Raw genomic sequence first — 19,933 nt, forward strand, 5'->3', positions numbered from 1 at the left:
ACATCTAATGACAGATAATATAACATCCAAAAAGTGTTAGCCACATAAAAAAGAAGCTGTCAACTTATGTTGACAGCTTCTTTTTTATGACCCCTACGGGATTCGAACCCGTGTTACCGCCGTGAAAGGGCGGTGTCTTAACCGCTTGACCAAGGGGCCAACTGGCGGAGAAGGAGGGATTTGAACCCTCGCGCCGGTTGCCCGACCTACACCCTTAGCAGGGGCGCCTCTTCAGCCACTTGAGTACTTCTCCATATGGCTCCGCAGGTAGGATTCGAACCTACGACCGTTCGGTTAACAGCCGAATGCTCTACCACTGAGCTACTGCGGAATAATATAAATGGTGGGCCTAAATGGACTCGAACCATCGACCTCACGCTTATCAGGCGTGCGCTCTAACCAGCTGAGCTATAGGCCCCTATTTAAGCGGGTGAAGGGAATCGAACCCTCATCATCAGCTTGGAAGGCTGAGGTTTTACCACTAAACTACACCCGCAATGGGGCGGCTGATGGGAATCGAACCCACGAATGTCGGAACCACAATCCGATGCGTTAACCACTTCGCCACAACCGCCATAAAAGATGGCTCAGGACGGAATCGAACCGCCGACACAAGGATTTTCAGTCCTTTGCTCTACCGACTGAGCTACTGAGCCAAAATAATAAATATGTAAATGGCGGTCCGGACGGGACTCGAACCCGCGACCTCCTGCGTGACAGGCAGGCATTCTAACCAACTGAACTACCGGACCAGATTGCGGGGGCAGGATTTGAACCTGCGACCTTCGGGTTATGAGCCCGACGAGCTACCGGACTGCTCCACCCCGCGATAATAATATGAATGGCGGAGGAAGAGGGATTCGAACCCCCGCGGGCTTTAACACCCCTGTCGGTTTTCAAGACCGATCCCTTCAGCCAGACTTGGGTATTCCTCCGAATAATGGTGGACCTTGTAGGACTCGAACCTACGACCGGACGGTTATGAGCCGTCTGCTCTAACCAGCTGAGCTAAAGGTCCATCATTCTATCTATGGTAGCGGCGGAGGGGATCGAACCCCCGACCTCACGGGTATGAACCGTACGCTCTAGCCAGCTGAGCTACACCGCCATAGAATATTTTGTATAAAATTAATTGGTGGAGCCTAGCGGGATCGAACCGCTGACCTCCTGCGTGCAAAGCAGGCGCTCTCCCAGCTGAGCTAAGGCCCCTAAAAATATATATGTATATCTAGTGGTCGGGAAGACAGGATTCGAACCTGCGACCCCTTGGTCCCAAACCAAGTGCTCTACCAAGCTGAGCTACTTCCCGATACAAAACGCGCCCGAGAGGAGTCGAACCCCTAACCTTTTGATCCGTAGTCAAACGCTCTATCCAATTGAGCTACGGGCGCTTAATTTTAAAAAGAATGGTGCCGAGGACCGGAATCGAACCGGTACGGTAGTCACCTACCGCAGGATTTTAAGTCCTGTGCGTCTGCCAGTTCCGCCACCCCGGCACATATTGGAGCGGAAGACGGGATTCGAACCCGCGACCCTCACCTTGGCAAGGTGATGTTCTACCACTGAACTACTTCCGCAAATATTTAAAATGAAAAATGGTGCGGGTGAAGGGAGTCGAACCCCCACGCCTTGCGGCGCCAGATCCTAAGTCTGGTGCGTCTGCCAATTCCGCCACACCCGCATATTAAAATGATCAAATGGTGAGCCATGAAGGACTCGAACCTTCGACCCTCTGATTAAAAGTCAGATGCTCTACCAACTGAGCTAATGGCTCGTACAAAGCACGAGTGGTGCCGGCCAGAGGACTTGAACCCCCAACCTACTGATTACAAGTCAGTTGCTCTACCAATTGAGCTAGGCCGGCAAATACACACAAAAAATGGTGGAGGATGACGGGATCGAACCGCCGACCCTCTGCTTGTAAGGCAGATGCTCTCCCAGCTGAGCTAATCCTCCAATATGTATGCCCGGCAACGTCCTACTCTCACAAGGGGACAGCCCCTAACTACCATCGGCGCTTTAGAAGCTTAACTTCCGTGTTCGGTATGGGAACGGGTGTGACCTTCTCGCTATCGCCACCGGACTTTTTAAAGACATATATTATTATAACGTCTTTAATAAAATTTTCAAGAGAAATTTTAAATCATTCTCTGAAAACTAGGTAATGTTGAAGAAGATATTTATGAGTAATCGCCTATGCGTTGCTGATGCGACTACTTACGTAGTGCTGTCTAGCTGCGGCGGCTTGGAGCCGCCCGCATTTCGTATTGTCCAGCTACAGCGCCTAGGTGCTCGAGGTCATAAGTCAAATTTGTCATGAGGTTAAAGAACAACCTCCTGTCAAATCTGTCTTATGCTTGTCGCACCTGTGCAAGGCGCTTTCGCTTTTCGTTTTTGGTTAAGTCCTCGATCGATTAGTATTAGTCAGCTGCATGTGTCGCCACACTTCCACCTCTAACCTATCAACCTGATCATCTTTCAGGGATCTTACTAGCTTGCGCTATGGGAAATCTCATCTCGAGGGGGGCTTCATGCTTAGATGCTTTCAGCACTTATCCCTTCCGCACATAGCTACCCAGCGATGCCTTTGGCAAGACAACTGGTACACCAGCGGTGCGTCCATCCCGGTCCTCTCGTACTAAGGACAGCTCCTCTCAAATTTCCTGCGCCCACGACGGATAGGGACCGAACTGTCTCACGACGTTCTGAACCCAGCTCGCGTACCGCTTTAATGGGCGAACAGCCCAACCCTTGGGACCGACTACAGCCCCAGGATGCGATGAGCCGACATCGAGGTGCCAAACCTCCCCGTCGATGTGGACTCTTGGGGGAGATAAGCCTGTTATCCCCGGGGTAGCTTTTATCCGTTGAGCGATGGCCCTTCCATGCGGAACCACCGGATCACTAAGCCCGACTTTCGTCCCTGCTCGACTTGTAGGTCTCGCAGTCAAGCTCCCTTGTGCCTTTACACTCTACGAATGATTTCCAACCATTCTGAGGGAACCTTTGGGCGCCTCCGTTACTCTTTAGGAGGCGACCGCCCCAGTCAAACTGCCCACCTGACACTGTCTCCCATCCCGATAAGGGATGTGGGTTAGAATTTCAATACAGCCAGGGTAGTATCCCACCGACGCCTCCACCGAAGCTAGCGCTCCGGCTTCTAAGGCTCCTACCTATCCTGTACAAGCTGTACCAAAATTCAATATCAGGCTACAGTAAAGCTCCACGGGGTCTTTCCGTCCTGTCGCGGGTAACCTGCATCTTCACAGGTACTATAATTTCACCGAGTCTCTCGTTGAGACAGTGCCCAGATCGTTACGCCTTTCGTGCGGGTCGGAACTTACCCGACAAGGAATTTCGCTACCTTAGGACCGTTATAGTTACGGCCGCCGTTTACTGGGGCTTCGATTCAAAGCTTCGCGTGAGCTAACCTCTCCTCTTAACCTTCCAGCACCGGGCAGGCGTCAGCCCCTATACTTCGCCTTGCGGCTTCGCAGAGACCTGTGTTTTTGCTAAACAGTCGCCTGGGCCTATTCACTGCGGCTCATCAAGGCTTTAACACCCTAATGAGCACCCCTTCTCCCGAAGTTACGGGGTCATTTTGCCGAGTTCCTTAACGAGAGTTCTCTCGCTCACCTTAGGATTCTCTCCTCGCCTACCTGTGTCGGTTTGCGGTACGGGCACCTTATTCCTCGCTAGAGGCTTTTCTTGGCAGTGTGGAATCAAGAACTTCGGTACTAAATTTCCCTCGCTATCACAGCTCAAGGTATATGACCATGGGATTTGCCTCATGGTCCCTCTAACTGCTTAGACGCACATCCAATAGTGCGCTTACCCTATCCTCCTGCGTCCCCCCATCACTCAAACAGAATACGGTGGTACAGGAATATCAACCTGTTGTCCATCGCCTACGCTTTTCAGCCTCGGCTTAGGTCCCGACTAACCCTGAGCGGACGAGCCTTCCTCAGGAAACCTTAGGCATTCGGTGGATGGGATTCTCACCCATCTTTCGCTACTCATACCGGCATTCTCACTTCTAAGCGCTCCACCAGTCCTTACGGTCTAGCTTCAACGCCCTTAGAACGCTCTCCTACCACTGAACATCAACGATGTTCAATCCACAGCTTCGGTGATACGTTTAGCCCCGGTACATTTTCGGCGCGGAGTCACTCGACCAGTGAGCTATTACGCACTCTTTAAATGGTGGCTGCTTCTAAGCCAACATCCTGGTTGTCTAAGCAACTCCACATCCTTTTCCACTTAACGTATACTTTGGGACCTTAGCTGGTGGTCTGGGCTGTTTCCCTCTTGACTACGGATCTTATCACTCGCAGTCTGACTCCCATGGATAAATCTTTGGCATTCGGAGTTTGTCTGAATTCGGTAACCCGATGAGGGCCCCTAGTCCAAACAGTGCTCTACCTCCAAGATTCTTACGCATGAGGCTAGCCCTAAAGCTATTTCGGAGAGAACCAGCTATCTCCAAGTTCGATTGGAATTTCTCCGCTACCCACACCTCATCCCCGCACTTTTCAACGTACGTGGGTTCGGGCCTCCATCCAGTGTTACCTGGACTTCACCCTGGACATGGGTAGATCACCTGGTTTCGGGTCTACGACCACATACTAAATTCGCCCTATTCAGACTCGCTTTCGCTACGGCTCCGTCTGTCCAACTTAACCTCGCATGTAATCGTAACTCGCCGGTTCATTCTACAAAAGGCACGCTATCACCCATTAACGGGCTCTAACTACTTGTAGGCACACGGTTTCAGGATCTCTTTCACTCCCCTTCCGGGGTGCTTTTCACCTTTCCCTCACGGTACTGGTTCACTATCGGTCACTAGGGAGTATTTAGCCTTGGGAGATGGTCCTCCCTGCTTCCGACGGGATTTCTCGTGTCCCGCCGTACTCAGGATCCACTCTGGAGGGAACGAAGTTTCAACTACAGGGCTTTTACCTCCTATGGCGGGCCTTTCCAGACCTCTTCGTCTATCTCGTTCCTTTGTAACTCCGTATAGAATGTCCTACAACCCCAAGAGGCAAGCCTCTTGGTTTGGGCTAATCCCGTTTCGCTCGCCGCTACTCAGGGAATCGCGTTTGCTTTCTCTTCCTCCGGGTACTTAGATGTTTCAGTTCCCCGGGTCTGCCTTCCATACCCTATGTATTCAGGTATGGATCCTATCCCATAACGGATAGGGGGTTTCCCCATTCGGAAATCTCCGGATCAAAGCTTACTTACAGCTCCCCGAAGCATATCGGTGTTAGTCCCGTCCTTCATCGGCTCCTAGTGCCAAGGCATTCACCGTGCGCCCTTATTAACTTAACCATTGTTCGGCTTGCGATAAGCTACGCATTTCGGCGTCAGCTCACTCGTCAACATCCTCATGTGCACAAGACGCACACTCCGGTGTTTCCTCGCTCGCTTCCTTGAACTGCTTGCTTCTCACAACCCTCTCGGTTGTGTTTATTAAAAAAGTTTAGTATCTTAAATCAATCTATAATATATAGAGAGAAAAAATAACTAAGGTGGCGATTACTCGGTAATCTTCTTCATTACATTATCTAGTTTTCAAAGAACGATTGAATTGAGAGATTATACTCTCAAAACTGAACGAACAGTCTAACATCAAGTTAATTCCGTATATTCCTTAGAAAGGAGGTGATCCAGCCGCACCTTCCGATACGGCTACCTTGTTACGACTTCACCCCAATCATCTGTCCCACCTTAGGCGGCTGGCTCCAAAAGGTTACCCCACCGACTTCGGGTGTTACAAACTCTCGTGGTGTGACGGGCGGTGTGTACAAGGCCCGGGAACGTATTCACCGCGGCATGCTGATCCGCGATTACTAGCGATTCCGGCTTCATGTAGGCGAGTTGCAGCCTACAATCCGAACTGAGAATGGTTTTATGGGATTGGCTAAACCTCGCGGTCTTGCAGCCCTTTGTACCATCCATTGTAGCACGTGTGTAGCCCAGGTCATAAGGGGCATGATGATTTGACGTCATCCCCACCTTCCTCCGGTTTGTCACCGGCAGTCACCTTAGAGTGCCCAACTAAATGCTGGCAACTAAGATCAAGGGTTGCGCTCGTTGCGGGACTTAACCCAACATCTCACGACACGAGCTGACGACAACCATGCACCACCTGTCACTCTGTCCCCCGAAGGGGAAAGTCCTATCTCTAGGATTGTCAGAGGATGTCAAGACCTGGTAAGGTTCTTCGCGTTGCTTCGAATTAAACCACATGCTCCACCGCTTGTGCGGGCCCCCGTCAATTCCTTTGAGTTTCAACCTTGCGGTCGTACTCCCCAGGCGGAGTGCTTAATGCGTTTGCTGCAGCACTAAAGGGCGGAAACCCTCTAACACTTAGCACTCATCGTTTACGGCGTGGACTACCAGGGTATCTAATCCTGTTTGCTCCCCACGCTTTCGCGCCTCAGCGTCAGTTACAGACCAGAAAGTCGCCTTCGCCACTGGTGTTCCTCCAAATCTCTACGCATTTCACCGCTACACTTGGAATTCCACTTTCCTCTTCTGCACTCAAGTTCCCCAGTTTCCAATGACCCTCCACGGTTGAGCCGTGGGCTTTCACATCAGACTTAAGGAACCGCCTGCGCGCGCTTTACGCCCAATAATTCCGGACAACGCTTGCCACCTACGTATTACCGCGGCTGCTGGCACGTAGTTAGCCGTGGCTTTCTGGTTAGGTACCGTCAAGGTACCGGCAGTTACTCCGATACTTGTTCTTCCCTAACAACAGAGTTTTACGATCCGAAAACCTTCATCACTCACGCGGCGTTGCTCCGTCAGACTTTCGTCCATTGCGGAAGATTCCCTACTGCTGCCTCCCGTAGGAGTCTGGGCCGTGTCTCAGTCCCAGTGTGGCCGATCACCCTCTCAGGTCGGCTACGCATCGTCGCCTTGGTGAGCCGTTACCTCACCAACTAGCTAATGCGCCGCGGGCCCATCTGTAAGTGATAGCAGAACCATCTTTCAATCTAATTATATGTATAAATAGATATTATCCGGTATTAGCCCCGGTTTCCCGGAGTTATCCCAGTCTTACAGGCAGGTTGCCCACGTGTTACTCACCCGTCCGCCGCTAATCTTTGGGAGCAAGCTCCCTCAGATTCGCTCGACTTGCATGTATTAGGCACGCCGCCAGCGTTCGTCCTGAGCCAGGATCAAACTCTCCAATAAAGTGTTTGATTAGCTCATTTGCACCTATGGTGCTTTGTTGCTGATAAATCAGCTTTTTAGAATTACGCTTGACGTTTTATGTTCGTTCAGTTTTCAAAGAACAATCTCGTTCGCTTTAAAAGCGACTTTATTATCATAACATCCCGTCTTCATCACGTCAACTATTTTTTTAAAATAATTTAAGTGATTAAATTAGTAAATTTTTCTTTTATCGGGAACAAAAATAACTATATCATGATTAAAAAGTGTTTGCAATATAATTTTAAAAGTTTTAATCAAGTTTTTCATATTTTTATTAAGTATCGTAACTATCATATAGTTAAGCGTTTCCATTAATTGATAACCACAAGAAACTATTAATTATCTTTTGCTTTACTTATATATAGATACTCTTCAGATACTCTTCAATCATTCTTCCCTTCTTCTAAGCTCCCGTCTTAACTCAATAAGTAATCTCTCTTTCTCTTCATCCTTATCATAAATATTTGTCATAAAGTTGAGAATGGGTCATATAATCTACTAATCTCATTCTATTATATATGAAAGGTGTGAATAGAGCTGGAAGATGTAGCACTATACGTATCAGTAATTATGGCCCTTTTTTTATTTTCATTCGCTTATGTGGAAGGTATTCGCATCGCTAATTCACCAGGTAAAGTTTATGGAGGAACTTTCATCTTCACCGTAACAGCTGCATTTATTTTTAGTAGATTATCCTATTTATTTATATAAAAAAGGTGAGCTCATTCTTGGCTCACCTTTTGCTTCATTTTCTAAACTTGATCTTCATTATTTGCCTATAATCGTTTCTTTCTTCTTCTTCTTTCATCTATTAAAAAGGAAGATAGCCCTACTATAACAAATAGCCCACCCAAAATTTGTGACCAAGCTATTCTTTCTTGTAGTACAAAATAAGCTAAAATGGCTGCACCCACAGGTTCAAACAAAGTAGCCATCGAAATAACAGAAGTACTTAAATACTTTACAGACCAATTAAATAATGTATGGCCTAATAATGTTGGAAAAAGTGCTAAGAGAATTAAAAAAATCCAGTCATTTACTTGATAAGGATACAAAGGTTGTTTGTTAAGCATGACATAGATAAAAAGTGTCAATGTGCTAATACTGTATACAATAAATGTATAAGTAATCAGGGATACTCTTTGACGGACGGTCTGCCCAAACAGTAGATACCCTGTTACTAGCCCACAGGCGATGAGTGCTAACAAATCTCCATAGAGCGCCTTTTCACTTAGTAGAAAATCACCCCAGCTAATAATGATACAACCGCCTATCGCAGTTATAGTTGACAAAATGGATTTCCAAGAAGTTTTTTCTTTAAAGAAGAGATAAGTACCTATAAATGCAAAAATCGGTTGTAAGGCAACTAACACAGTCGAGCTAGCAACCGATGTGTATTGAAGAGACTCAAACCATAAAATAAAATGGAAAGCTAAAAAAATACCCGCAATGATAGAAAACAGCCAATCCTTGCTTGTAATATGACGAATTTCATGAACATATTTTAAAAGAAAGATTGGCATCATAAGCACGACTGAAAAAAGGAGACGATAAAAAGCAATAATACCAGGGGGAGCTGAAATCAACTTTACAAAAATGGCTGAAGTTGAAACTGAAACAACTCCTATAGCTAATACAAAAAGCGGATTCATCTTAACTACCCCATGCTATCACCTTGTCTCTATATATTGATATTTAGGTATAGACTATTTTACACCTTAAACCTATAGTAAAGGTAACTTATTTAAAATTTATTAAATGATAAAGCAGGCGATATTATGTACGGATTAGAAATGGATGTCCTAATGAAGTTAGGGATTTCAGCTGTGCTTGGTCTTATTATAGGACTAGAAAGAGAACTAAAACGTAAACCAGTTGGCTTAAAAACAAGCCTAGTCATTTCAATCGTTAGCTGTCTTCTCACTATTGTGTCAATAGAATCAGCATACATATTTCCAGGTAATGACGATATTAATATTACAATGGATCCTTTACGTTTAGCAGCTCAAATTGTATCAGGAATTGGCTTTCTTGGTGCAGGGGTCATATTGAGGAGAGGGAATGATAGTATTTCCGGCCTTACAACCGCCGCCTTAATTTGGGGCGCAGCTGGAATTGGTATCGCTGTTGGAGCTGGATATTATATGGAGGCTGTTGCAGGCGTCGTATTACTTATTATTTCAGTTGAAGTTGTTCCCTACTTATTAGGGCTTATTGGCCCAAGACAACTACGAGAAAAAGAGATTACGATGAAAATGGCAGTTGAAACGAAGGACCAGATCACGACGATTATTCATACCATTAAAGAGCAGCAAGCGGCTATTCGCAGGATGAGAATTAAAGATACTGAAGAGGGCTACCCACAAGTTTATTTAACTATTGCAGTAGATTATCGTAAAAAAACAACTGACTTTTATCATACAATTTCTCAAGTGCCGGGAGTAAAGTCGATGGAAATAGAAAGCTTGCACTAATTTTTTATTTTTGACTATTGAAAAATATTCATTCTCCCGCTATAATTTCAATATATCTAGCGGGGGATTAGCTCAGCTGGGAGAGCGCATCGCTGGCAGCGATGAGGTCAGGGGTTCGAGCCCCCTATTCTCCATACCAAGAAGCCTTGATTTATCAGGGCTTCTTTTATTTTTGTCTAATTATCCTCCCCCACTACAAACCTCATTCAACACCTTTAGAAGCATCACATAAATTGTATAAGCACATAATCAAGTGCAAACATTCTGAAAACAAGGGTTGCCATTAAAGTACATGCTGTAAACCCAGAAGATGAAGATGTTATTAGAGAGGAGCAGGGTTGGACAGAAAATGAATCGGTTCCATAAGTTACTAACTCGATTATAAAGATCCTGAATATACTCACCTTAACAATTGTTTCTCCTGCTTCTGCTGCAGGTGAAGTAAAACCACAAGAATGCACTAAATGGTATTGTCATATTCCATGGTAATTCTGTACCTCATTTGACTGAATAAGGCTAGTAAGTCCGTTGTTAAATGCAGCTCCTGTGCCTTATTCTCTTATTCTTCCACTTACTTCTACATCACTCCTCTAATCTTGTTTTTTAAATGCTCAACTAATCCTCTTCAACACGAACGTTTATTCGTGTATATTAAAGATATAATTTTCAAGGAGGATATTATGAACTCAGTTAATTTAATTATTTTAAACTTCAACGAAATTAGAAGAAGAAGTATTAAGGTCTGGACATCTATTCCTCAAGATAAGCTAGAATGGAAGCCTGATGATGAAGCCTTGACATGCCTAGAAATGATTAGGCATGTGTTAGAAAGCGAACATTATTATCACCTAGCAATTAAAAATAGAAGGAGTTTGTCCAAATTCAATTCTCCATTCGAAAATCGTCCTTTCACTTCTGTAAATGCAGAATTGGATTTTGCTGAACCATATAGACAGCAATTTATAAATACAATTAAATCAATTTCAGAAGAAGACCTATTTAATATAAAAATTGACCGTTCCGATGCAGGTTACATACGAGATTTAGGTGACATGCTATTACGAATTGCTTATCATGAATCTGTTCATACCGGTCAGTTATTGGATTACTTAAGATCAGCAGGAATACCTAGAATCCATATATGGGATTAAGTCTCATTGGTGTTATCAACAACTCGCTGATACGTATGGTGTAGAGAATGAATACAAATTGATGGCTACAAAGTCTTTGAAAATTGGCTGAAATGATAACTTCTTGATATCCTGCTTTCATTCTGACGTTCTCAAGAAAAAGTATCGAGATTTAACCATTGATGGTTTTGTAATATTATCCAATATTGGTTATACTATTTTTTTGAAAGGCCACTTTCGTATATAAGAGCAACGTTTCAAGTAGTAAAGACGTAAGAATGAATCAAAAGAATAATAATCGTTGAGAGGATGGTTCAGATGGCAAAAACATCAATAACAACCCTTAATATGAAACGCAAATTTAATGTTCCAGCAGAAAAAGTATTTGACGCGTGGACTAAAGCAGACACGATTAAGAAATGGATGTTCACCATGGAAAATACAAATAAAGTGGCAAAGAGTAATCCTCGTGTAGGTGGAACATGGGAAGTTGTGGATCATCGGGATGGGAAAGATTATCGAGCTATTGGAGAATACAAATTGGTTGAACCACCAGCGAAACTTGTTTTCACATTCAAAATGCCTCAATTTAGTGATTTAGAAGACGACATTACAGTGGAAATCGAATCGCTTGAATCTGGCTGTGAAATGATTTTCACACAAGAAATTAACGTAATCCATGAAAAAGATTGGACTACTGCAGATATTCAAAAAGCACATGAAGATTGGAAAAAAGAGACCGAACAAGGTTGGCATTATATGTTCTTAGGTTTGAAGGAATTAGTAGAAACAGGAAAAATTACATATCCATCATTTTAATAAAAATAAAAGCTAACAGAGGTTTTACTTAATCTAAAAGAACTGTAAAAGGTGTCTAGAATTACGGAGTAGCAATTTTGGGGTCATAAGGTTGTAAAAAGAGCAGGAAATTTCCATTTGTAAAATAAGGTATTAAAAGTCCCAACTGTATAATTGGTGTTGGGACTTTCATTTATTGAGCCAGTTTCAATGGCTAGAGGTGCTTTAGTTAAAAAGCCCCCTCCATTAAGAAGGGCTTATTTTTATTCAGAAACTTCTTCCTCATTGCATCTTTTTAAATTTCTTGTTTCTAAACATTAGTATTTTTATCGATGTAAACAATAATTGATGCAACAATATAATTACATCTTAAAGATGAGAATGTATCCCAACATCTTTTAAGCACTCCTATTATAAATGTACTTATTTAAGGAGTTAATGAAGGGTTTTCCTTAAAGAAACGGAGAATTTAGGTGAAGAGGCTATTCATTTACTATGGTGAAATATGTATTTAAGGTAACATATAAAAGGAGGCTAGATACTATAAGAAATGTTTGTAGAATAAAAGCAAGGGGGAAGAACTAACTTGAATATCACAACAGAAAGACTACTAATCAGACCTTTTAAGCGTAATGATTTACAGGATGTATTTGCTATTTATAATAATGATGATACTTGTAAGTTCTTATTACATGAGAAGTGGACTGACGAAGATATGAATAAAAGGTTTGATAAAAAGTTAGCAAACTGTGCACTCACTAAAGAATCCATGTTAAGTTTGGCAGTTATATACAAGAATATAGTAGTTGGTGATTTATCCGTATGGTATACAGAAATGAAAGATACTGTTGAGATTGGTTATAGTTTTTCAAATGAAGTTGCTGGTAGAGGTTTGGCAACAGAAGCAGTAAGTAGTTTGGTCTATAAATTATTTGATGAATTTAATGTACATCGTATACAGGCTAATCTAGATGCACGAAATATAGCTTCACAAAAATTATGTGAAAGAATTGGTATGAGAAAGGAAGCACATTTCATACAAGATTTTTGGAATAAAAATGAATGGACAGATAGTATTGTGTATGGCATGTTAACTTCCGATTTGAAGTAACTGACTTATAATGGTGACTTATGTTAAAAAGCCCTTCCAACTGGAAAGGCTTTTTAACATAAGTGCAAGTTCATTTAGTGGTATAAAATTTTTGTTTGTTTTTGCAGAAAATTTAATTGACCTATTTAGTAGTTATTAATAATTTTAAAAGAGCTTGCCTCAATGATGTAGCAGGACGTTTTAATAAGAATTCCAAATCGGAATGTGTGGATTCTAAGCCACCTTCACGTATCCCTTTTTGAGTCATTACCAACATAGGGTGGTAAGCTTCTGGTACTCCGGCATCTTTTAACATTTTTTCAAAAGAAGCATCGTCTACTGCTACTAAAGGAACTTCCTTACCTGTTACTTGATTTAATATATCAACAAATTGCTGGTGTGTTAAATTTTCACCAGAAAGTTCATAAATGTTATTTTCATGACCATCTTCTACTAAAATATTTGCAGCTGCTTCAGCTAAATCTGGTCGGTATACCCAACCGATTTTCCCCTCACCTGCAGAAGTTACCCAAGGGGCACCATCCATACAACCTTGGATTGTATTAAGCTCATTTTCTATATACCAGTTGTTACGTAGAATTACATAAGGGATACCTGATTCAATAATAGCTATTTCACGTGCTCTATGAAGAACTGCTAGGAAGAAATCATTTTCTTCTGATCTAGTAACACTTGGATAAATAATTTGTTTTACGTTTGTTTCTTTGGCAGCTTCAACTGCATTTAAATGTTGTCGCATAACCGTTTCATAATCACCAAATGTTGATATAACAAATACTCGATCTATATCTTTAAATGCAGTAATTAGGGTATCTTTCTTTTCAAAATCCGCTACTCGCACTTCCAAGCCTTTTTTCTTATAACCCATTGCTTTTTGAGACTTGTCGTCACGTACACCAACAACTACTTCTTCTACTGATAATTTGGCAAGTAAATATTCTACAACTTTAGAACCTAAATTTCCAGTTGCCCCAGTTATTAAAACTTTCATAGAAACTCCTCCACTATGGTGTATTTTTGATTTTTAATTCTAATATCTATACTATTTGTTATATAGGATTTATGTAAGTAGGCACATTTTAATAACATAGTCATAAAAATAGCACCTAGAGAAAAAGGAGGTTTTATTATGGCACGTTTTAGTTATTAAGATGAATCAATCACTGAGGAAATACAACAAGAAATCTGTCCATTAACAGTCACCCAAAATGCAATTGCGGGCAGATGGAAAATCGTGATTTTATGGCATTTAAGCCAAAATAATATCATTAGGTTTAATGAATTATTGAGAATGTTACCTGGAATATCAAAAGGAATCTTAACAAGACAATTGAGAGAACTTGAAGAGGACAACCTAGTACACAGAGAAGTTTATAAAGTTGTACCACCAAAAGTAGAATATTCATTAACCGAACAGGGGCGAAAATTTATACCTATTTTAGAAGCAATGCAAACCTGGGGTAAAGATTTGCTAAATAAAAAAATAGAGATGAATGAAAAATCTAAGTATTAATGAACTCTTACTAACTTACGAAAGAACTAAACCAGGCTACCATATAAAAAAAAACAGCACCTAGTATTGTTTATTTAAAAAAATCTAAATACTACTTAAAGGTGTTTAAAATTTGTATAGCCCTCAATATCAAGAGGGCTCTCTTTAATATTCACTCATAAGCGCTAATCAAACCGATTTCTTCGGTTTTTTTCATACATTTAAGATTCTTAACATCTATTAAAAACATCCTCCTATATAAGATTAATAAGCACCAACCAATTAAATCTCTAAATTATTCACCTTCTATCAACTACGTATTTAGAAATAGATTTTTAAAATTCAGAAGATAACCCTTAAAAGGATGCTTCATTGATTTTCATCTGGTCAAAACGTTATAAATGATTGGAGCTTCTGTGTTTTTTCTAACATTCCATATTCTCTTGCTCCCTCTCGGAGAACGTATTTGATTGGAGAAGTTACAGCTATACCCCTTCCGGCAATCTTCAATTCAATAAGGATTACTCCAACAAAGGGAAACAAGATTCCTAAACGACTAGAGCTATACGTTTTGTCTTCAAGCAATTAGAGAATAAAGCAGCACCATAAAATTGTGTATCCTCTTTTCAAAACTTTTCATCTTATAGTAAAATATACCCACAATGTATATAAGGAGGATCCATATGGATATTTTTAAGGGGATAGAATTTAACTACATGCAATTTATTGGACCATTGCTAATTCTGTTTATTACAATGTTTGGTTTAGCTTTCATTTATCGATTTTTGCTTTTTAAACTATTGCCAGTTAAACTCTACAATTTTTTTATCGGGCCAATAGCCTTATTAGGCTTTTTTATTTGGTTAATACCTATGGAATTAGGTTTCCATCAATTTTTTAAGTAGGCACCTTCATTTGGGTGCTTTTTTAAATAAACTTAATAATTCTTTAATACAGCTCATACATGCACCCAATTCCTTTAAAATCATAAGATGCTTTGAAGGAGTGATATCACCATGCCATGGCAACATAAAATTAATTATTTAATTGGCCAACCAATTGGTATCTCATTCACCAATGGTCAAGGGACATCAGGGAAACTTTGTGGTACATCTCAAAGAAAATTATTAGTGATTGAATATTTATATCAATCCCAATTCGCATTAAAACAATATGATTTTCATATGATTCAAGATATAAGTGGGTTTCCATCCTGTCATAACCAACAACCATTATATTGAAGCACAGTCCACATCAGTGGGCTGTTTTTTAAGAGACATTATACATAATCTGTAATTCATCCTGTGTTCGCAGATACATTGGTTAATTAAAATATACATCTACTTCGAAGCACATAATTCTGAGATTAAATACAAAAGCATACCTGGTAAAGAGCATGAAATATGTAAATGACATTATAATTTATGAATACTTAAGTCCATTTAACATCACTCTAAGTTAAGATAGTATACCTTAAAGGGGAGAGTTAAAATTAAGAGGATCCTCATTACCATGATTATGTTTCTTTTGTTAAGTGGATGTCAAAAGCCTGTAGAAATTCAATATCAAGCATACGCCATTGGTTTTGGTGTTGACTTTATTGACGAAGAATATGTGGTATATGTTCAATTCTTGGATTTTTCAAATGTAGCTAAGACCGAGAGCAGCTCTATTAATCAAGATAAACCTGTATGGTTGGGTGTAGGAACAGGCAATACAATAAATAAAGCATTAACTAATATTTATAAAACCATGCAAATAAAAATTAATTTTGATCATATCAATAGCTTTATTTTTTCAGAAAATATAATCAAGTATAAACTAAAGGAAACGACTGATTCACTATCTTCGAATTACAACATACGTGTCCATGGGTGGATTTATGGCACTAGTGAAGATTTAGAGGAAATATTGACACTTAAAATGCCTTTTTATTATCCCTATACAAGCAGTATTATTAATCAACCTCTAGACACACAAACACAAGTTTCAGAAGTACCTGCTATTGATGCAACTAAATTTCTTATTGGTTTAGGTGAAGCGACAAAGACTATCTTACTACCACGAATTGAAATAACTAATAATAATGTGAGAAAAAATGAATTGAAATTTTTAGTACCCTATTTTAATGGAGGATATTTTATTAAAGGCGGGAACTACAAAGGTTTTTTAAACTCATCTCAATTAAGTGGTTATATCAAAGCTAATAAGCAGGCAGATGTTGAAAGAAGTTTAATTCAAGTCAATATGGAAAATAAAAACGATCCTGTTGAAGTCGAACTTAGAGATCCTAAAACGAAATTAACGTTGGAGGAAGACAACTTTCATTCTAAATTCAAGTTAAACATAAAATCCACAATCATTTTAAGGGAGGGAGCCTCCGAAGTAAATCAAGATGCACTTAAACATAAAGTTGAAGATAAAATCAGAGATGAAGCGTTCTTATCTTTAAAATCTGGGAGGGAAAAAGGTATAGATGTATACCTTTTTGAAGATTACCTCTTTAGGCATCATAATAAAATTTGGAAGCAACACAAATTTCAAGACATGTTTAAGAATATTACTGCCGAAGATATAAATGTAGAAATTAAATATTCTCATAGTCCAAATAAAGTATTTAAATCAAGAAGCAAGTAAAAGTGAGTAATTATTCGCTTGAAAGACTCTTACCTATTCATAGGACTTCAATTAAAAGTAATATAAGGGCATAAAGTAAAATAAAGAGAGGCAAAGGTCCTTTGAATGACAAATTTGTATTTTTTTCATCAGTTTCCTTTGCCATCTTCTCCTATGCCAAGTTTCAACTACCTCTCTATATCAAGCACCTAGGAATCCTTTTGTTACATATTGAGCTATTCATTCTTCACTTTCTAGCTTTCAAATAGCCCCTTAAAGTTTTAATTGAGTTATTCCTATAACGGTGTCCGGTAGCAATAGCCTGACTGAGACAAACTATTCATCTGGTACTCATACATTTAATGATGGCCACCCCTTTAGAAATAAAACGGTACATGACCTCCAATGTCTGCTACAAGATTATTACAAAAAAACTAATATAAGTTGGCAAACACTTTAATACAATGTAAAATTTTACATATTAACGAAGTCTATTGGGAGGATGAGGAGATGAAAGACAAACCATCATCAAAGAAAAGTAACTTCAAAAGTATCATTGGGTCAACTATCGCGATAAGCATCATTGTTCTGTTGGTCTTATCATTCGTTCTTGCTCTTTACTTTTTTAGTACTCTAGGAATCTTTCATTTACTTAACATCAAATTTGAATCCTTCCCATCCATCATTTCATTTATTTTGCTTTATTTTCTCATTGGAATCGTATCTGATATTTTTATAGGAGCTCTCATTTTATTGCTGAATCATTCGGGGAAATATACCCTGAAGCAACAGCAGGTTACATCTTTAGTGTTTTCTTTTTTGACAAACTGGGCGATTGTGTCTTTTTTGGATTATGTCATGCATTCCCTCCAAATCGGATTGTTCGCTACAATTATTTTAGCTTTGATTTTTTCTTTAATAGAGTATGCATGTGAAGACTTAGGGAAGGATGAGGAAAAAGAATAGACTATAACAACTACCCATTTACTGCTTGCAATCATGAATACTCCCATAACGTAACAGCATTTTTTAGAATGGATGTACCAGAAAAAGAAGCTTGTACTATCTACTTAATATTTAAATATAATAGTCACAAAAAGGTTATCCATAGCCTGTAAGTCTTGCTTCATTTACTTTTCCTTCTGATTCCGTTATGATTATGATGAAAATATGTAAAAGAATTGAAAGGAGGGGAGCAGTCTAATGAGACATTTATCATTTAATCATACCATTCTCTTTGGGATGATATTTGCTGGTCTTTTTGAACTTGATTATCAAACGATTCATGACTTAACCTTAGCTGGTATTGTCTTAACAATCCTACTCCCCGCCTTAACGATATATTTCTTACAACGAAATACAGGCATGCTTTTTTATCGTCTTCAAGAAGCAGACGCTGATTTAATTAACCACTACGCATCTGTTCTTTCTAATGTGCTTAATTGGGCATGTAAACAAAACCGTTTACTTACAGTTCGTCGCAAAGAAAGTCCAGACGATAGCGATGAAGCATTTCTTTCTCTAATGACTAATTAAAACAATCATTAGAGGAGGAAATATTTTTGAAGAAAATGATATGGTTAGTAATTACAATTTCATTGGTTTTAGCTGGCTGTCAAGCAAATGGTGGTACAGACACAGGGTTTTTCCATCATTATTTTGTGCAGCCATTGATCTCTATCATCGACTTTTTTGCAGGCATATTCCACGGAAATTATGGTTGGAGTATTGTGCTAGTGACTTTATTATTAAGGTTGATCTTACTACCTTTAACCGTTAAACAAGTAAAAAGCTCTCAATCGATGAAGGTCAAAATGGAAGCGTTACAACCTGAAATGAAGGCTATACAAGAGCAAATGAACAAAACAAAAGATGAAGCTAAGAAGCAAAAATTACAACAAGAGCTTATTGGTTTATATGCGAAACATGGGGTCAACCCATTGAATATGGGGTGTTTGCCCTTGCTGATACAAATGCCGATTTTGATGGCTATTTATTATGCTATTAGAACATCTCCTGAAATCGCTACCCATGGCTTTTTATGGTTTAGCTTAGGACACGCCAATATTCCAATGGCTATTATCGCTGGTGTCATTTATTATTTGCAATTCAGAGTTTCCCTTATGCAATTACCAAAGGATCAACAACAAGGACCAATGAAAATCATGGGATACCTTTCACCGGCAATGATCTTGTTCATTTCCCTATCTGCACCAGCTGCACTGCCTTTATATTGGTCAGTGAGTGGATTATTCCTTATTATCCAGACATATGTCATCCAGAAAAAATATAAGAAATCACCCGTCGTGCAACCTAGTCTTTAATAATAGGTTAAAAAAAGTCCAATGATTAAATTAATCATTGGACTTTACTATCTGCTGAGGAAAAAAATTTAATCTCTGCCTACTAACTCACCACTTATCGCATTAATAATATAATCGATATCTTCACTACCATCTCTGACTTCGATTTCATACTGCTCTGTTCCATTCTCTACTTCTAATGTCCAACCGCCAATTTCATTACTCGTTTCTGCTTGAACAATTTTCATCGCTTCTGAAGGTGAAAGAATCTCATTTAAAGAAATACCTTGTTCTTCATCCCCTTTTTCAATTGCCTCTTCACTTTGATCTAAAATATCTCCAGTATGTGCATCAATCACAAGCTCATACTCTTTTTCATTAGAAGCTCCAGCCACATCATATTTCCATTGATCCATATCACTATCTAATTCAACTTTTGTAATATAATCCACTTCATATTCTCGCAGAAAGATATCTACGGCATTTTGAAGACTCACTTCAATTTCTTCATCTGCTAGATTAGGTTTATCAATGTTTCCACTCTGAGAATCGCCCTCACCATCGCCACATGCAGTCAAACAAAACAACGTCATTATCGATAATATAAGTAAAAATCTCTTCATCTTTAATCGTTCTCCTTTAACTATTATGTACTTATGTTTTATATTCCCTCTTCTTTCAAATAAAAAACAAGTATTAGATTGTATTCACTTAAAGTTAACCTTTAAGAGTAGGTGAATCAAGTTATTTGTTAAGTTTACTGCTAATAATTGGAGCTAAGATAA

The 19,933-nt window shown here is 39.8% G+C and carries 13 protein-coding genes, 22 tRNA genes and 3 rRNA genes; 11 read left to right on the forward strand and 27 right to left on the reverse strand.

The genetic code is table 11. The annotated features are described in order from the left end of the window. Nucleotides 1-87 precede the first annotated feature (87 nt). The 25 genes from MHI57_RS10005 to MHI57_RS10125 all read right to left on the reverse strand — a co-directional run bounded on the left by MHI57_RS10005 (nt 88) and on the right by MHI57_RS10125 (nt 8,876). Nucleotides 88-159 (reverse strand) — tRNA-Glu (locus tag MHI57_RS10005). A 3-nt stretch (nt 160-162) separates the two neighbouring features. Beyond that, a tRNA-Ser gene (locus MHI57_RS10010) sits at nt 163-253 on the reverse strand. 3 nt (nt 254-256) lie between these two features. After that, nucleotides 257-331: transfer RNA gene (locus tag MHI57_RS10015), tRNA-Asn, on the reverse strand. Nucleotides 332-341: 10 nt separating this feature from the next. Next, a tRNA-Ile gene (locus MHI57_RS10020) sits at nt 342-418 on the reverse strand. Nucleotides 419-425: 7 nt separating this feature from the next. Next, a tRNA-Gly gene (locus MHI57_RS10025) sits at nt 426-496 on the reverse strand. Between the two features lie 2 nt (nt 497-498). Continuing rightward, nucleotides 499-574: transfer RNA gene (locus MHI57_RS10030), tRNA-His, on the reverse strand. Between the two features lie 9 nt (nt 575-583). Continuing rightward, nucleotides 584-656 (reverse strand) — tRNA-Phe (locus MHI57_RS10035). 19 nt (nt 657-675) lie between these two features. Continuing rightward, nucleotides 676-752 (reverse strand) — tRNA-Asp (locus MHI57_RS10040). Nucleotides 753-755: 3 nt separating this feature from the next. Next, nucleotides 756-829, reverse strand: a tRNA-Met gene (locus MHI57_RS10045). A 13-nt stretch (nt 830-842) separates the two neighbouring features. Then, nucleotides 843-935 (reverse strand) — tRNA-Ser (locus MHI57_RS10050). Nucleotides 936-941: 6 nt separating this feature from the next. Further along, nucleotides 942-1,018, reverse strand: a tRNA-Ile gene (locus tag MHI57_RS10055). Nucleotides 1,019-1,031: 13 nt separating this feature from the next. Continuing rightward, nucleotides 1,032-1,108 (reverse strand) — tRNA-Met (locus MHI57_RS10060). A 25-nt stretch (nt 1,109-1,133) separates the two neighbouring features. Further along, a tRNA-Ala gene (locus MHI57_RS10065) sits at nt 1,134-1,209 on the reverse strand. A 23-nt stretch (nt 1,210-1,232) separates the two neighbouring features. Beyond that, a tRNA-Pro gene (locus MHI57_RS10070) sits at nt 1,233-1,309 on the reverse strand. An 8-nt stretch (nt 1,310-1,317) separates the two neighbouring features. Beyond that, nucleotides 1,318-1,391 (reverse strand) — tRNA-Arg (locus MHI57_RS10075). Nucleotides 1,392-1,407: 16 nt separating this feature from the next. Continuing rightward, nucleotides 1,408-1,496, reverse strand: a tRNA-Leu gene (locus MHI57_RS10080). 6 nt (nt 1,497-1,502) lie between these two features. Next, nucleotides 1,503-1,577, reverse strand: a tRNA-Gly gene (locus tag MHI57_RS10085). Between the two features lie 19 nt (nt 1,578-1,596). Then, nucleotides 1,597-1,681, reverse strand: a tRNA-Leu gene (locus MHI57_RS10090). A 17-nt stretch (nt 1,682-1,698) separates the two neighbouring features. Beyond that, a tRNA-Lys gene (locus MHI57_RS10095) sits at nt 1,699-1,774 on the reverse strand. A gap of 14 nt (nt 1,775-1,788) precedes the next feature. Next, a tRNA-Thr gene (locus MHI57_RS10100) sits at nt 1,789-1,864 on the reverse strand. 16 nt (nt 1,865-1,880) lie between these two features. Beyond that, nucleotides 1,881-1,956: transfer RNA gene (locus tag MHI57_RS10105), tRNA-Val, on the reverse strand. A 9-nt stretch (nt 1,957-1,965) separates the two neighbouring features. Further along, nucleotides 1,966-2,083 (reverse strand): 5S ribosomal RNA (gene rrf, locus MHI57_RS10110). Between the two features lie 311 nt (nt 2,084-2,394). Beyond that, nucleotides 2,395-5,328 (reverse strand): 23S ribosomal RNA (locus tag MHI57_RS10115). 326 nt (nt 5,329-5,654) lie between these two features. Next, nucleotides 5,655-7,203: ribosomal RNA gene (locus MHI57_RS10120) — 16S ribosomal RNA — on the reverse strand. The 16S, 23S and 5S rRNA genes sit together here with 21 tRNA genes alongside, the layout of an rRNA operon. 797 nt (nt 7,204-8,000) lie before the next feature. Then, the gene (locus MHI57_RS10125; protein WP_322910393.1) at nt 8,001-8,876 is read right to left on the reverse strand and encodes a DMT family transporter; all 876 of its coding nucleotides are present in this window, start codon (nt 8,874-8,876) and stop codon (nt 8,001-8,003) included. Between the two features lie 126 nt (nt 8,877-9,002). Here MHI57_RS10125 and MHI57_RS10130 point away from each other — a divergent pair, with 126 nt between their 5' ends. From MHI57_RS10130 to MHI57_RS10150, 5 genes are all read left to right on the forward strand, one after another. Next, on the forward strand, nt 9,003-9,698 hold the full coding sequence (locus MHI57_RS10130; RefSeq protein WP_340976142.1) for an MgtC/SapB family protein: 696 nt from the start codon (nt 9,003-9,005) through the stop codon (nt 9,696-9,698). Between the two features lie 61 nt (nt 9,699-9,759). Continuing rightward, nucleotides 9,760-9,832 (forward strand) — tRNA-Ala (locus MHI57_RS10135). A 546-nt stretch (nt 9,833-10,378) separates the two neighbouring features. Further along, complete coding sequence (locus MHI57_RS10140; protein WP_340976145.1) at nt 10,379-10,849, forward strand: DinB family protein; 471 nt, start codon at nt 10,379-10,381, stop codon at nt 10,847-10,849. Nucleotides 10,850-11,146: 297 nt separating this feature from the next. After that, nucleotides 11,147-11,647: an SRPBCC family protein gene (locus MHI57_RS10145; protein WP_340976148.1), complete on the forward strand. Its 501-nt coding sequence runs from the start codon at nt 11,147-11,149 to the stop codon at nt 11,645-11,647. A 565-nt stretch (nt 11,648-12,212) separates the two neighbouring features. Further along, nucleotides 12,213-12,737 (forward strand): GNAT family N-acetyltransferase, encoded by a 525-nt coding sequence (locus MHI57_RS10150; RefSeq protein ID WP_340976150.1) that lies wholly within the window; start codon nt 12,213-12,215, stop codon nt 12,735-12,737. Nucleotides 12,738-12,858: 121 nt separating this feature from the next. On the opposite strand, the gene MHI57_RS10155 is transcribed toward MHI57_RS10150, so the two are convergent. Continuing rightward, complete coding sequence (locus MHI57_RS10155; RefSeq protein WP_307318077.1) at nt 12,859-13,728, reverse strand: SDR family oxidoreductase; 870 nt, start codon at nt 13,726-13,728, stop codon at nt 12,859-12,861. A 168-nt stretch (nt 13,729-13,896) separates the two neighbouring features. On the opposite strand from MHI57_RS10155, the gene MHI57_RS10160 reads away from it, so the two are divergent. The 6 genes from MHI57_RS10160 to yidC all read left to right on the forward strand — a co-directional run bounded on the left by MHI57_RS10160 (nt 13,897) and on the right by yidC (nt 19,169). Further along, a complete protein-coding gene (locus MHI57_RS10160) occupies nt 13,897-14,250 on the forward strand; it encodes a winged helix-turn-helix transcriptional regulator (protein WP_340978587.1) in 354 nt (117 codons plus the stop codon). A gap of 995 nt (nt 14,251-15,245) precedes the next feature. Beyond that, complete coding sequence (locus MHI57_RS10165) at nt 15,246-15,470, forward strand: hypothetical protein (RefSeq protein WP_095372124.1); 225 nt, start codon at nt 15,246-15,248, stop codon at nt 15,468-15,470. Nucleotides 15,471-15,729: 259 nt separating this feature from the next. Continuing rightward, nucleotides 15,730-16,866: a Ger(x)C family spore germination protein gene (locus tag MHI57_RS10170; protein WP_340978588.1), complete on the forward strand. Its 1,137-nt coding sequence runs from the start codon at nt 15,730-15,732 to the stop codon at nt 16,864-16,866. 489 nt (nt 16,867-17,355) lie between these two features. Then, nucleotides 17,356-17,811 carry a YrvL family regulatory protein gene (locus MHI57_RS10175; protein WP_340976160.1) on the forward strand — a complete coding sequence of 152 codons (456 nt, stop codon included), beginning with the start codon at nt 17,356-17,358 and terminating at the stop codon, nt 17,809-17,811. A gap of 237 nt (nt 17,812-18,048) precedes the next feature. Next, nucleotides 18,049-18,381 (forward strand): hypothetical protein, encoded by a 333-nt coding sequence (locus tag MHI57_RS10180; RefSeq protein WP_095372121.1) that lies wholly within the window; start codon nt 18,049-18,051, stop codon nt 18,379-18,381. A 35-nt stretch (nt 18,382-18,416) separates the two neighbouring features. Further along, the gene (gene yidC / locus MHI57_RS10185; RefSeq protein WP_095373619.1) at nt 18,417-19,169 is read left to right on the forward strand and encodes a membrane protein insertase YidC; all 753 of its coding nucleotides are present in this window, start codon (nt 18,417-18,419) and stop codon (nt 19,167-19,169) included. Nucleotides 19,170-19,237: 68 nt separating this feature from the next. Here yidC and MHI57_RS10190 read toward each other — a convergent pair whose 3' ends face one another. After that, nucleotides 19,238-19,771: a PepSY domain-containing protein gene (locus MHI57_RS10190; RefSeq protein WP_095372120.1), complete on the reverse strand. Its 534-nt coding sequence runs from the start codon at nt 19,769-19,771 to the stop codon at nt 19,238-19,240. Nucleotides 19,772-19,933: the final 162 nt, after the last annotated feature.

Origin of the sequence: Cytobacillus sp. FSL K6-0129 (assembly GCF_038007625.1) — a bacterium.
In the GTDB taxonomy this organism is placed as follows: Bacteria; Bacillota; Bacilli; order Bacillales; family Cytobacillaceae; genus Cytobacillus; species Cytobacillus kochii.